The organism is uncultured Aliiroseovarius sp. (assembly GCF_947492455.1).
In the GTDB taxonomy this organism is placed as follows: domain Bacteria; phylum Pseudomonadota; class Alphaproteobacteria; order Rhodobacterales; family Rhodobacteraceae; genus Aliiroseovarius.
The window spans coordinates 178,279-190,386 of sequence record NZ_CANLNB010000004.1; the positions used below are offsets into that span (position 1 = coordinate 178,279).

General features: G+C 55.9%; 14 protein-coding genes and 1 tRNA gene. 8 read left to right on the forward strand and 7 right to left on the reverse strand.

The features are described from left to right. The first annotated feature begins 23 nt into the window (after positions 1–23). Positions 24–476 (forward strand): low molecular weight protein-tyrosine-phosphatase, encoded by a 453-nt coding sequence (locus Q0677_RS10775; RefSeq protein ID WP_298909554.1) that lies wholly within the window; start codon positions 24–26, stop codon positions 474–476. Here the strand turns inward: Q0677_RS10775 and Q0677_RS10780 are convergent. Both Q0677_RS10780 and Q0677_RS10785 read right to left on the reverse strand, forming a co-directional pair. Next, positions 473–778 (reverse strand): hypothetical protein, encoded by a 306-nt coding sequence (locus Q0677_RS10780; protein ID WP_298909557.1) that lies wholly within the window; start codon positions 776–778, stop codon positions 473–475. The genes Q0677_RS10775 and Q0677_RS10780 overlap by 4 nt on opposite strands. Before the next feature lie 147 nt (positions 779–925). After that, entirely contained in the window at positions 926–1,975 is a 1,050-nt protein-coding gene (locus Q0677_RS10785) for a Glu/Leu/Phe/Val dehydrogenase dimerization domain-containing protein (protein WP_298909560.1), read from the reverse strand. A gap of 124 nt (positions 1,976–2,099) precedes the next feature. Between Q0677_RS10785 and Q0677_RS10790 the strand changes: the two genes are divergently transcribed. Continuing rightward, positions 2,100–2,555 carry an Lrp/AsnC family transcriptional regulator gene (locus Q0677_RS10790; RefSeq protein WP_298909563.1) on the forward strand — a complete coding sequence of 152 codons (456 nt, stop codon included), beginning with the start codon at positions 2,100–2,102 and terminating at the stop codon, positions 2,553–2,555. Positions 2,556–2,682: 127 nt separating this feature from the next. Here the strand turns inward: Q0677_RS10790 and Q0677_RS10795 are convergent, their stop codons facing one another. Further along, positions 2,683–3,198: a hypothetical protein gene (locus Q0677_RS10795; protein WP_298909565.1), complete on the reverse strand. Its 516-nt coding sequence runs from the start codon at positions 3,196–3,198 to the stop codon at positions 2,683–2,685. A 262-nt stretch (positions 3,199–3,460) separates the two neighbouring features. On the opposite strand from Q0677_RS10795, the gene lepA reads away from it, so the two are divergent. The 5 genes from lepA to Q0677_RS10820 all read left to right on the forward strand — a co-directional run bounded on the left by lepA (position 3,461) and on the right by Q0677_RS10820 (position 6,695). Beyond that, on the forward strand, positions 3,461–5,260 hold the full coding sequence (gene lepA, locus Q0677_RS10800; protein WP_298909567.1) for a translation elongation factor 4: 1,800 nt from the start codon (positions 3,461–3,463) through the stop codon (positions 5,258–5,260). Between the two features lie 306 nt (positions 5,261–5,566). Then, a complete protein-coding gene (locus tag Q0677_RS10805) occupies positions 5,567–6,073 on the forward strand; it encodes an alkylphosphonate utilization protein (RefSeq protein ID WP_298909570.1) in 507 nt (168 codons plus the stop codon). Positions 6,074–6,119: 46 nt separating this feature from the next. Then, a complete protein-coding gene (locus Q0677_RS10810) occupies positions 6,120–6,314 on the forward strand; it encodes a CTP synthetase (RefSeq protein WP_298909572.1) in 195 nt (64 codons plus the stop codon). A 70-nt stretch (positions 6,315–6,384) separates the two neighbouring features. Beyond that, positions 6,385–6,564 (forward strand): CTP synthetase, encoded by a 180-nt coding sequence (locus Q0677_RS10815; RefSeq protein ID WP_298909574.1) that lies wholly within the window; start codon positions 6,385–6,387, stop codon positions 6,562–6,564. A 54-nt stretch (positions 6,565–6,618) separates the two neighbouring features. Beyond that, positions 6,619–6,695, forward strand: a tRNA-Arg gene (locus Q0677_RS10820). A 145-nt stretch (positions 6,696–6,840) separates the two neighbouring features. Here the strand turns inward: Q0677_RS10820 and Q0677_RS10825 are convergent. From Q0677_RS10825 to Q0677_RS10835, 3 genes are all read right to left on the reverse strand, one after another. Beyond that, on the reverse strand, positions 6,841–7,482 hold the full coding sequence (locus Q0677_RS10825; RefSeq protein WP_298909577.1) for a hypothetical protein: 642 nt from the start codon (positions 7,480–7,482) through the stop codon (positions 6,841–6,843). Between the two features lie 294 nt (positions 7,483–7,776). After that, entirely contained in the window at positions 7,777–9,162 is a 1,386-nt protein-coding gene (locus tag Q0677_RS10830) for a hypothetical protein (protein ID WP_298909581.1), read from the reverse strand. A gap of 1 nt (position 9,163) precedes the next feature. Next, a complete protein-coding gene (locus tag Q0677_RS10835) occupies positions 9,164–10,456 on the reverse strand; it encodes an insulinase family protein (RefSeq protein ID WP_298909583.1) in 1,293 nt (430 codons plus the stop codon). 205 nt (positions 10,457–10,661) lie between these two features. On the opposite strand from Q0677_RS10835, the gene Q0677_RS10840 reads away from it, so the two are divergent. Then, positions 10,662–10,955: a hypothetical protein gene (locus Q0677_RS10840; RefSeq protein WP_298909586.1), complete on the forward strand. Its 294-nt coding sequence runs from the start codon at positions 10,662–10,664 to the stop codon at positions 10,953–10,955. Between the two features lie 116 nt (positions 10,956–11,071). On the opposite strand, the gene Q0677_RS10845 is transcribed toward Q0677_RS10840, so the two are convergent. Beyond that, entirely contained in the window at positions 11,072–12,064 is a 993-nt protein-coding gene (locus tag Q0677_RS10845) for a glycosyltransferase family 2 protein (RefSeq protein ID WP_298909587.1), read from the reverse strand. Between the last annotated feature and the right edge of the window lie 44 nt (positions 12,065–12,108).

A 12,108-nucleotide genomic window follows, 5' to 3' on the forward strand; every position in this document is an offset into this window, starting at 1 on the left:
ACCCGCGCCGCTACAACTGCGCCATGACCGCACGTGTTCTTTTCGTCTGTCTTGGCAATATTTGCCGCTCTCCCAGCGCCGAGGGCGTGTTTCGTGCGCTTGCCGCGGACGCGGGGTTGAATGTTGAAACTGACAGCGCTGGGACTTCGGATTGGCATGTTGGTAGCCCGCCGTATGGGCCGATGCAGAAAGCGGCGAAGGAGCGCGGGTTCGATCTGTCCGACCTGCGCGCACGCCAGTTTACCGCCCGAGACTTTGACGCGTTCGACCTGATCATCGGTATGGATGCTAGCAATCTCGAGAATATCGAACGCCTGCGTCCTGCGGGATCGCAGACCCCGGTCCAGATCTTCACGGATTTCGCCCCTGAGACCGGCATGGATCACGTGCCGGACCCGTATTACACGCGCGATTTCGACCAGACGTTGGATCTGGTGCAGGCGTCATCATTGGGGTTGATCGCGCGGCTGTCTTAGCTGCAGTTTTGCGACACCAGCTCGCCAAATTGCTTATATCTTTGCCAGAACTGCTCGTCCGAGCGCCGGTCGGATTGGCGCGTGGATTGGCTTTTGTGCGGATCGCTAAAGAACTTCGCCACTTTCGAGCGTTCCCCGCCGCTGAGGGTTGCATCAGCAACGCGCTGAATGCAGCGACACAGAGAGCGCGTGGCATTGGGACGATCCGCCTTTAGGCATGCGCGTTCGATGGTTCCGCCATAGGCCGATGGGCCTGATAGCATCGCGGTCGCCAAGGTCACTGCAAGAACTGCTCGTTTCATACCATCACCTAAATATGTGCCTGTTTGGGTCTGTTGCCCGATTTGCGTATAGACTATCGACAGAATGCGACGGATGCAATTTGCCCCGCACTTCAATGCGCGGATACTGGCGCTGCCTGATCGGTGAATCGGACAGCGCTATTCAGTTTACGCGGCGCGCGGCGTCATCGAGCGGGTGACCACATCCTGCGCCACCACCGCTGGGCTGACATCAGCCTCTTTCGCGCTTGTCAGGATGTCGCCCATGGTGGAGTCCAAGGCGCGCAGCTTCTCATCCACCCAGTCGGTTTGGTTTTCGATGCCAAGGATCTCGGTTGCGGCGTTGATGATGCCACCGCCGTTTGCAACGTAGTCGGGGGCATAAAGGATGCCACGGCCATGCAGCAACTCGGCATCTTTGGGGGTGGCCAGCTGGTTGTTGGCGCCGCCCGCCACGGCCTTCACCTTCAGCATCGGAATGGTCTCGGCATTCAAAATGCCGCCGATGGCGCAGGGCGCAAAAATGTCGGCTTCGACCGCATGGATCTTGTCCAGCGCAACGGGGGTTGCCCCCAGCGAGGTGACAGCGGCCTTGACGCGGTCAGGATCAATGTCGGTGACAATCAACTCGGCGCCCGCGGCTTTCAGGCGGTGGCACAGGTTCCACCCGACGTGCCCCAATCCCTGCACCGAGATCACGCGACCTTTCAGCGACGCATCGCCCAGCGCATGTTCCGACACCTGACGGATTGCGTTAAAGATCCCACGCGCGGTGATCGGGGACGGGTCGCCCGACGCGAACTTGCCGTCTGCCAGCCCGGCCACATAGCGCGATTCCTTCGCCACTTCGGCCATGTCCGCCGGCGTCATGCCCATGTCTTCGGCTGTCCAATACCTGCCCTCACAGGCCTCAACCGCCTTGCCGAAGGCGCGCAGCAGCTCGGGCGTTTTCAGCGTGGCCGGATCGCCCATAATCACCGATTTTCCGCCGCCCAAGGGCAGGCCCGCCGCCGCGTTCTTATAGGTCATGCCCTCGGACAACCGCAGCGCATCGGTCAGCGCCTCGTCCTCGGACCCGTAAGGTTTCATCCGCAAACCGCCCGCCGCCGGGCCAAGCGCGGTCGAGTGGATGGCGATAAATCCGACCAACCCAAACTCGGCTGCTTCGACGCGGTAAACGCTTTCGTGGGTGTGCGATGCCACTTGTGTGATGTTCATGATGTCCTCCCTGTTGTTAACAGGCTAACAACGCGACTTGGGGGAATTTCACCAAAAACAGGCGTCGACTTGGTAAATGTTAGAGATTATCTAATGTAAAAGACGTGAAGACGAGAGAAATCGAATGGACGCCATCGACCGCCGCATCATCGCCGCCCTGCAAGAGAACGGCCGCCAGAAGCTGGGGGAGCTTGCTGATTCCGTCGGCCTGTCTCCCACGCCCTGCGCCCGCCGCATCACCGCGCTGGAAGAGGCCGGCGTGATCACTGGCTATGGCGCCCGCGTGGATCAAGCCAAACTCGGCCTGCCCGTGACGGTCTTCATCTCGGTCGAACTGGAAAGCCAAATGGGCGAGGCCGTCACCAAATTTGAACGCGCGGTATCGCGCTTGGACGAGGTGATGGAATGCCACTTGATGAGCGGCAACCGAGACATCCTTCTGCGCGTCGTCGTCGCTGACCTGACCGCCTTTGACCGCTTCATGGAAGAGAAACTGATGCGCGTTGACGGCATCGCACGCATGCGGTCGAGCTTTACTTTGCGGACCATGGTGAAGCGGAACGTGATGCCGATGGAGTGAGGCCACGGGGGGCAACATTCTGAGTTATTCTGACTGGGTGATAGACCGCACAGGGTCCGCCCTCTCTGCGGGGGCATTCTGCCCACCGCACGGTTTCATTGGGTTGGGAAGTATCTGGCGACAGAGATCAGCTTTTAAAGGCGTCAATAAGTGGTTGAGGATCCGGGAACTTGCTTCTCGCTTGCCACTTGATGACGGTCCAAACCGTTCTGCCTGAGGTGTCTACATTTTTGTGGGTCGAAACACCTTTGAGCCGCATGTATTTCTTGGCAGGAATCACAAGAGTATCGCTGATGAATGTTTTGCCATTTTCTGTGCAGATCAAATCGCCTTTGCCAGACTTGTCTTCCATGCGTTCCGTGGTTCCATGGCATTCCATGTTCAGCTTGTCATTCCAATAGAAGAAGCTGGACGTCCCATCCGGGCTACCCGTAATAAATCCGTGCATGACGATCTTCTCACCTGAGGCCATTCTGGTTACCGAGGTGGCAAAGAGCGCAAGCATCCCAAGCCGTTCACCTTTGTGGTTTGCTTTCGGAAGATCCTTCAGTCGCGGTTCGGATGGAAAGATGATGTCTTCTGCAAATAGGGATGTCGGTGCCAATAGGGCAGCAATTAAGAAGCTGAGCTTAAGGTATTTCATCTAAAGACCTTTCGAAATATCGATGCGCGTCAACATTGAAGACGGAAACGGGCAGTATTGTGGCAGCATGTCATTAATTGTGCGGACGTGCGTCGAACAAGCTATCGGGTCGACAGTAAAAATTCGCCACCCTTTTCGCAGGAAAGGATGCGGGGCTCTCTGCTGGAATGCCTGCCGGGTTAATAATTGTTGATTTGCCTTCAACTACCCTCAAGGCCGATCACGCTTGACCGCCCCCAAAATCCCTTTAATACGCTGAACTATGACCGACCTGAAACACATCCGCAATTTCTCGATCGTGGCGCATATTGACCACGGCAAATCCACGTTGGCTGATCGTCTCATCCAAGAGACGAACACCGTTGCCGACCGGGACATGAAAGAGCAGATGCTCGACAGTATGGATATCGAGCGCGAGCGCGGGATTACCATCAAGGCGAACACCGTTCGCATTGAATACACGGCCGAGAATGGCGAGGACTATGTCCTCAACCTGATCGACACCCCCGGCCACGTGGACTTCGCCTACGAGGTCAGCCGCTCGATGAAAGCCGTTGAGGGCTCGCTGCTTGTTGTGGACTCGACCCAAGGTGTGGAAGCGCAGACGCTGGCCAACGTCTATCAGGCCATCGACGCGGATCACGAGATCGTGCCGGTTCTGAACAAGATCGACTTGCCGGCCTCCGACTGTGACCGCGTGGCCGAGCAGATCGAGGATGTGATCGGCATTGATGCCTCCGGCGCCATTCAGGTGTCGGCCAAAACCGGGCAGGGCATCCGCGAGACGTTGGAAGCCATCGTGACCGAATTGCCCGCCCCGCAAGGCGACCCCGATGCGCCGCTGAAAGCCATGCTGGTTGACAGTTGGTATGACGCCTATCTGGGCGTGATCGTTCTGATCCGTGTGATCGACGGCAAGCTGAAAAAGGGCGAGCGGATCCGCATGCTCTCGACCAATGCCGTGTATCCCGTGGACCGCGTGGGCGTCTTCACGCCCGAGATGCAGCCGATTGACGTATTGGGTCCGGGCGAAATCGGCTTCCTGACCGCCTCGATCAAGCAGGTGCGCGACACCCGTGTGGGCGACACGATCACGCATGAGAAGAAAGGCACCGACGTGGCGCTGCCCGGCTTTAAACCTGCCCAGCCCGTAGTGTTCTGTGGCCTGTTCCCCGTGGACAGCGCCGAGTTCGAAGACCTGCGCGATTCCATCGAAAAGCTCGCCCTGAACGACGCGTCGTTTAGCTATGAAATGGAGACCTCCGCCGCGCTGGGCTTTGGCTTCCGCTGCGGCTTCCTTGGCCTCCTGCACCTCGAAGTCATCCGCGACCGGATCGAGCGTGAATATAACATCGAGCTGATCACCACCGCCCCCTCGGTCATCTATCACGTCTATCTGAAAGACGGCTCGATGATGGAACTGCACAACCCCGCCGACATGCCCGACCTGTCGACCGTCGATCACTTGGAAGAGCCGCGCATCAAAGCGACCATCCTTGTGCCTGACGAGTATCTGGGCGACGTGCTGAAACTGTGCCAAGACCGCCGCGGTATCCAAATGGACCTGACCTATGCGGGTTCGCGCGCGATGGTTGTCTATGACCTGCCGCTGAACGAGGTTGTCTTCGACTTCTATGATCGCCTGAAATCGGTCACCAAAGGCTATGCCAGCTTCGACTACCAGATGATCGGCTATCGCGAGGACTTCCTTGTGAAAATGTCGGTTCTTGTGAATGACGAGCCGGTGGACGCGCTGTCAACCATGGTGCACCGCGACCGCGCCCAACAGCGTGGCCGCGCCATGTGCGAGAAGCTGAAAGACCTGATCCCGCGCCATATGTTCAAAATCCCGATCCAAGCGGCCATCGGCGGCAAAGTCATCGCCCGCGAGACGCTGTCGGCGATGCGCAAAGATGTGACTGCGAAGTGTTACGGCGGCGACGCGACCCGGAAGAAGAAACTGCTGGAGAAGCAGAAAGCGGGTAAGAAGAAGATGCGCCAGTTCGGCAAGGTGGATATCCCACAAGAAGCGTTTATCAACGCGCTGAAAATGGACGACTAAAAGTCGGCCGTTTTTAGAGCGAGTGCGCGGCAGCGAATTGCGAAGCAAATCGCGTGCGCACCCCCTCGCAACTCCTTCGACGAATTTTCCAAAATCCCTTAGCCTCCCACCCGGAGCGCTAACCCGTCGTCGCATCCCAACACCAACTGTCCGGCTTATAAGCCGGACAACGCCCGACCCTCCCCACGGGAGGGCGTTCCGCCCACCCAGGGTCAGGCGCTGCCCTCTGAAGCGACACGCCAAAGTTCCGCGTGACTCCCCCTCCCAATCCCCCCTATAGCTCACTCACCCAACCTTGGAGCCCCCATGCCTTGCCCCCTCTGCGCCGCAGACGCGCCTCTTTCCTCTTTCCCCGTTCCCGGCGGACCCGCTGACGCCTCGGCTGATATCTGCGCCACCTGTGCCGCTCAGATCGACGGCACGCCCGAGGAGAACCACTGGCGCGGCCTAGCGTCCTCGATGTGGTCCGAGGATGCGGTGATTCAGGTGCTGTCGGTGCGGATGCTCAAGCGGTTGGAGGCTGCGTGGGCGCGGGATTTGCTGGATCAGGTTTATCTGGACGAGGACACGCAGTCGTGGGTCGACAATGTCGCCGCGGCCTCGAACCACAAGGACAGCAACGGGGTCACGTTGAATGCGGGGGATACCGTGGTGTTGATCAAGGATCTTCCCGTCAAAGGCGCGGGCTTCACGGCGAAGCGCGGCACGGCGGTGCGGGGGATCAGCCTTGTGGCCGACAATCCCGAGCATATCGAGGGCCGCGTGGAAGGGCAGCGCATTGTCATTCTGACGCAGTTTGTGAAGAAGAAGTAGGCAGCGCGGGCCCCGTGGGCTATGCCGCCCGCAAAGGAGACCCCCCATGCGCGCACCGCTTTGGAAAATCGTCGCTACGTTTTACGGCATCATCGGCTCGACCGTCGCGTCGGTGTTGGTGGTAATCGCGCTTGTAAACGGCGTGACGGGTCTGTGGCCGCTTCTGAGCGCGGCAGCCGTGGGCTTCGTGATCGGCCTGCCGGTGAGTTACTATGTCGCGCGTGCGATGGCGGGCGATTGATCCTGATCAAAGCGCCATGGTTTAGACGGGCAGAAGGTCGCTCCTGCAAATATTATGCAAGGAGATTAACATGTTACGTCTTGCCGCCGTGATCTACATCCTTCTGGGCGCTACCTTGGCCGGCATTTTCATCGTTGCTGCGTTGACCGTGGGCATGGATACCGCCCAGCCGATCATCTATGCCGCGATCGCCGGTTTCGTTGTCGCCGCCCCCGTATCTTGGGTCGTCGCCAAGCAGATCAACGGCTAAGCCACGTTTTCAGGTTGAAAATGGACCGCAGGCGGGGGTAATGCTTCGTCCAGCGGTCCCTTAGCTCAACTGGATAGAGCAGCTGACTTCTAATCAGCAGGTTGAGGGTTCGAGTCCTTCAGGGATCGCCATTTTCTATATTAGAGCAATAAATTGAGCTCGGATGCCGCTGGCGCAACTTCGGCGTCCTGATCGCAGGCAGCAATGTGGAAGCGGAGTCGGCGAGAGTCGAGTGTCGTTTGTGTTGTGTATGCGTAGGAACGGAAGCAGCCACGCTTACGTGCAGCTATACAATCTGCTGTAGTTGATCAGCGATGCGCGAAAGCGATTGAGTTCAATCTCAGAGGAGTAGGTGAAATCTACTCGCTCAAAGATCTGGGTGTATTGGATGTTTTTAATATCGGAACTCCAATAGTTAATCTCTTGGAGTTGTGGGAAATTTTCTTTGAGAAGCTCTTCGATTTCGAGGAACTCTTGGGTGAACTCAAACGGCCATCTGATTCCGGGAAATTGTACTTTAACGTAAAAGTTAAAATCTCTAATTTTATCAATGGTATCGGAGTATTTATCGTTGTACGGCACCGAGAATGCAAAAATGGAACCGTACGCAGCGGATTGCCCTACTTGGTAAACACGTGTCGCGCTCAGCGCATCTAAGCTTTCGAGATTGATGTGCCGCTTATATTTTCTTTCAACTCGGTCGTGTGGATCATTTTCAAGTATTCTCGAAAATTCGATCACACAGTCATCGAGCAACATTTCAGTGTAGCCCATCTCACTGAATGAACTGAGAAGCTCCTTCTCTGCTGCTATCTTCTCTTTTGAAATGCTAACCTGATCAAACGCAGTTTTTCCGAGAAATGGAGCAAGCAATAGGATCGCGAAAAGCAAGGCTATTATTGGTCTTCTGTTCCACATCTTAGTTGCCCCTTCGTTCATACTCACCACGCGCTAAGCTAGATCCCTCGGGTTTTCCTCTCAGAGTTGAGCTTGCTTCGGGTTTTGTATCGTTCGCGGCTTCCGGGTTCACTAACCAATTTGCCACATGTGAGAACAAGTTTTTTGCTCGGTAGGACATGTTTCCAACGGCGCTTTCGAGGTGGCTCATTCGCTCGGGATACGCGGGTTGTGACGTCTCATAGGGTGTCGTTGCATTGCCTCCGGGGATTAGCGGCGCGGGGCTTATTGGCTGCAGTTTGTGGGCGACATCAGTCAGCTGTGCGCGCCAGTCAGTGAGTCAAGGCAATAGCTTAGCGGTGTGTTCTTTGGGAGCACGCAATAGCCTTTTGACTTCAACTCCGCATTCGGGGGTTCGCCTCCTCCGATCAAGATGAGCAGAAAATCGTTCCATGGTGGCAAAAACGCGTGCGCATTTAGTTTTACCTTCACGGGTGACACGTTTTCGAGCGCTGTAAAAAATGATAGGTTGAAAGTGCCGTCTGTACCGGTGGGGTGTTCGTGCAGGTAATGCAACGCGCCGAATTCAGAATCCATGAAGAAGTCGAAGGCATAGCCCCGATCCATCGTTGAATGCTGAAGGTTTAGTCCGGCCATTTCCGCATTTCCTGCGCGTGTGGCGATATAGATGTCCTTGATGCGCTGATATACGTCAGGCCAGTTGGTCGCCTTTGTGGTGGCGCTGAGCGTCATGATCGCCTTATTCTTGCCCATGATGATAAAATCAGATCTTGGGTCATAGGCTGCACGCATGTCCTGCCGGATGATTTGAAACATCTCGGACCCTTGATTGGCGCCGATATAGTCGACCAGAAGATTTGCACCCAACAGCTGCGCAGTGTCCTGAAATGTCTTGGCTTTGATAAGCAGGACAAGCATTTCGGTCGCGTCGGTGTCATGGAAATGAATGGTCCCGGTGGGCAGAGAATACGGTTGATCATCCATCTCGAAGTAAGAGGTGATCCACTTCCAAACCGAACTAAGAGTCTGTCGTTTTGCTGCGGGTAGCGTGTCGATCAAACGCGTCGCACGACGCTCAATGCCGCTGACGTCGGACCTGATAATCACCTGATCAGGGCGTCCGAAACGATACCGGTGGTCTTGCGCGGATTGGGTTTCGCCTCCGGGGAGGTAGTCTAGGTAATAGGCGATCTCGTTCAGCACATCTTCGGGGCGGCCGGTTTTGCTAGAGATCCGAAGCCCCAGTTGCTGAAGCTCTCGCGCATACCAGTCCTTCGAATAACTTGCATCGTGGAACAGGACCTCAAAATAATCCAGTGCGGTCAGGATATTCTCGTCTGGGGCGGTGATGGTGAGCATCAGGTGTTGGGCTGTGGAGGCGACGCGATACTCGATGCCTTTGAGCCAGAGAAAATCCGCGACGCTGTAAGCTGACCGATTTTCTGTCCCGCCTGAAATCGTGCTCGATAGTCCCGCTTTCAGCGCCAAAGCTTGGGAATTGGTTGGCTGATCAAGCGACCACACGAATGTGAGTGCCGAAAGGCCGTTACGAAGGGCGGGCATGTTGACCGTGCTTGTTCTGTTGGTGGCGACAAGCCGTTCAGCGTGCGCTGATTGGGGCGATAGAAGGGACAAAACAACCAGCAGGATAGCTGCGATTTTGGCTGAAAGATGTGGCATCTTAATCGGCTTTCTCGGCCAGAATGACTGATGTTGCGGCAGGGCTGACAATGCTTGTCATGAATTCAATAACATCCTGATCTGATGTAGCATTTAGGGTATGGGTGAAGATCGAGGGACTGACAGGTGGGAACCCGTCCGCGGCGACATTCAGTAGGAAATACAGAAAGCCCGAAGCGCGGCGTGCGACATTCTGGGCGCCTTCGATCTGTTGGTGGCGCGCGCGCTTGATCTCTTGCGGGCTGATCGGCGTCTTCAGCAGGCCGGCCAGAGTTGTGTTCAGCGTATCGTGTGCATCCTCGAGACTAACACCCGGCATTAGTTCGGCAATTATCGAAAGCTCAAGGTCTGCAGCCTTCGAGAAGTAGATGTCTATCTCCATCTTGAGGAACTGATTGGTGTCGTAGTAAAGCGCCTTGGAAAGCCGATTTTGCAAAATGGTTGTTGCGATGAAAAACGCGCCCTGCATGTCAACACTGGTTGTCCGGCCCTCAAATTCTACAAACTTCACAAGCTGGACCGTGTCATGCATCAGCCTGTCTGATTGGATGCGCTCGACATATCGAAGCGCGGGATCGGGTCTCTGAGCCAACCAAGGCTTGTCCGGCGGCGGGGCGGTATGCACCGTGTCCTTGAAATACTTCGCCACAAGCTCAGCGGCGTCGTCTGGCGCGATATTTCCAGAAATAATCAACGAGACGTTGGACGGAACATAGTGCTCTTTGTGGAACTGATACGCGGCCTCAAGGTTTAACTTGGGCAGGTCGTCGATGGTATTATTGGCGCGCCCGCGAAGCGATCCATAAAGGTTTTGCAACGCCTTTCGTTGCAGCCACCGGTACGATGACTGCCGCTCGCGCAGCAGAGTCTCGCGGTGCAGGATGTCAATTTCGCTTTCTGCGAAGCCGTCAGGCAATTTCGGGCTGTCCAGAACTGCCCGCGACAGCCGCATAAGCTTGTCAACCTCGTCTGGCGTGCCCGAGTTCGTGTACACGGTTGCGACATTGTGGATGGTGGCGTGAATATCCCGCTCTCGGGGCTGTCTCAGGACAGTGGCATCTGCGGAAAAGGCGGCCAGATGCTCTGTCAGATGCGCGGTGCCAGAGGGCTCGGGATCATCATGTGCGCCTGAGAGAACGATCAGCTGAACATCTACCCGGTCTCGGACATCTGTTGGAACGACATAGGCTGCGTGCAAGCCGCCTTTATCCGTCAGTGGAATGACGTCCTGAGCATGTAGGGTTCCGCCGAAGAGGATGAATAAACCCGATAGGAAGAATTTAAATACGTGCATAATAACCTTTCAAAAAGGCATCGCCAGAAAATGGGGAAACTTCCCGCTAGGGCACGCTAGGAGGCGAAAATCTTGTGAGTTTTTGCGCGATGTTGCTTTCTCTTACAAGTAGTCGGTTCTACTTTAAGTGAGATTTGGGAAGCTGTGATAGGTGCCACAATCCCGATCAACCGTGTTATCTTGCAGGCGCAAGGAGTATGTGCAGATGGACTTAACCAGTTTTCTCGTCGATGAGGCCGTGGGTTTGATCGGTGGAGCCGTGTTTTTTGGATCGTGGCTTTTGCAAGCCTGGCAGTCTCGTCAGGCCGGACAGGCCATTGTGTCCAAAAGCTTTTTTGTCCTGCGTGCGCTTGCATCCGCCCTTCTTACTTTCGAAGGCATACGGGTTGGGTCGGTGTCGATTTCGTTGTTGATGGGCGCGACGTTGCTGTTGATGCTGTACAATGTCCACTTGATCAGAAACCGCGAAAAACGCGCGCAATTGGATGGGTCGTCCTGAGCGGTGAGATGCCTGCGAACAGGCCGCGTGACTGTGCCACCGGGAGGTTTCGATCCAACGTCTCAGGCTCCTGACCACACATTGGCGCAACGCACACCGCCTACTTGCTGTGCGGCTTAGGACTGAATGATTTCGTCAATAACGTATTTGTCACGTTCGCGCAGGCCCGAGGCTTGCAAAAGCTCTGCCACAAGGCCGACGCCAAGGATCTGCGTGCCGGTGACGGTAAACAGAATGCCAATGAACAGCAGCGGACGCGTCCCGATCGGCCCCAAGCCAAGCAGCCAAAGCACCGAAAGGTAAGAGATGAAGCCAAGGCCAAGAAGCAGCAGTGGCAGGCCTAGCATCGCAAAGAAATGCAGGGGGCGCGATTGATAGCGTGTCAAAAGCTTCACCGTGCTGAGGTCAAGGAACCCTTTGATCATGCGCTTGGTGCCATATTTCGAGTGACCGTGCTCGCGCGCATGATGTTGAACGATGATTTCGGTGCAGTTAAAGCCGACGGCGTGCAGTAGGGCTGGGGTGAAGCGGTGAAGTTCTCCGTACAGGTTCAGGCGTTTCGCTGCGCGTCGGGTGTAAGCCTTGAAGCCGCAGTTAATGTCATGAATGTCGATATCGAACATTTTTGCGGTCATGCGGTTAAACACGCGTGACGGCAGTGTTTTTCCCAGCGGATCATGACGTGTCTGTTTCCATCCGGATACAACGTCGTAGTTTTCGGCCAGCCGTTCCAAAAAGCGTGGGATTTCAGTAGGGTCGTCTTGAAGATCGGCATCCATGGTCACGATAATGTCGCCCTGTGCTTGCGCAATCCCCGCAGACAGCGCGGATGCTTTGCCGAAGTTTCTTGTAAATCGAACAAGTTTCACCTGAGGCTCGCGCCTTGCCAGATCGGCGGCAATTTCTCCGCCGCCGTCGGTGCTTCCGTCATCAACGAAGATCAGCTCCCACTCGCGATCGAGCGTTTCCATGACGGCCTGAATGCGGCTGCACAGCGTTTCAAGGGTTGATGCCTCATCAAGAAACGGCACGACAATGGAAACACTGGCATCTTCGGGCGCAACTGGCGACGGAGTATCTGCGGTTTCAACCATTGTATTGCGCTTCATTTGTAAGCCTTTTTGGCCAGTCTTGTTCAATTTTATGGAGTGGT

Bases quoted from the DNA above. Each gene is read 5' to 3' on its own strand.
- Q0677_RS10810 (WP_298909572.1), top strand. From the start codon at position 6,120: ATGCGCGCACCGCTTTGGAAAATCGTCGCTACGTTTTACGGCATCATC.
- Q0677_RS10805 (WP_298909570.1), top strand. From the start codon at position 5,567: ATGCCTTGCCCCCTCTGCGCCGCAGACGCGCCTCTTTCCTCTTTCCCC.
- Q0677_RS10825 (WP_298909577.1), bottom strand. From the start codon at position 7,482: ATGTGGAACAGAAGACCAATAATAGCCTTGCTTTTCGCGATCCTATTG.
- Q0677_RS10815 (WP_298909574.1), top strand. From the start codon at position 6,385: ATGTTACGTCTTGCCGCCGTGATCTACATCCTTCTGGGCGCTACCTTG.
- Q0677_RS10835 (WP_298909583.1), bottom strand. From the start codon at position 10,456: ATGCACGTATTTAAATTCTTCCTATCGGGTTTATTCATCCTCTTCGGC.
- Q0677_RS10830 (WP_298909581.1), bottom strand. From the start codon at position 9,162: ATGCCACATCTTTCAGCCAAAATCGCAGCTATCCTGCTGGTTGTTTTG.
- Q0677_RS10785 (WP_298909560.1), bottom strand. From the start codon at position 1,975: ATGAACATCACACAAGTGGCATCGCACACCCACGAAAGCGTTTACCGC.
- Q0677_RS10780 (WP_298909557.1), bottom strand. From the start codon at position 778: ATGAAACGAGCAGTTCTTGCAGTGACCTTGGCGACCGCGATGCTATCA.
- Q0677_RS10790 (WP_298909563.1), top strand. From the start codon at position 2,100: ATGGACGCCATCGACCGCCGCATCATCGCCGCCCTGCAAGAGAACGGC.
- Q0677_RS10840 (WP_298909586.1), top strand. From the start codon at position 10,662: ATGGACTTAACCAGTTTTCTCGTCGATGAGGCCGTGGGTTTGATCGGT.
- lepA (WP_298909567.1), top strand. From the start codon at position 3,461: ATGACCGACCTGAAACACATCCGCAATTTCTCGATCGTGGCGCATATT.
- Q0677_RS10795 (WP_298909565.1), bottom strand. From the start codon at position 3,198: ATGAAATACCTTAAGCTCAGCTTCTTAATTGCTGCCCTATTGGCACCG.
- Q0677_RS10775 (WP_298909554.1), top strand. From the start codon at position 24: ATGACCGCACGTGTTCTTTTCGTCTGTCTTGGCAATATTTGCCGCTCT.
- Q0677_RS10845 (WP_298909587.1), bottom strand. From the start codon at position 12,064: ATGAAGCGCAATACAATGGTTGAAACCGCAGATACTCCGTCGCCAGTT.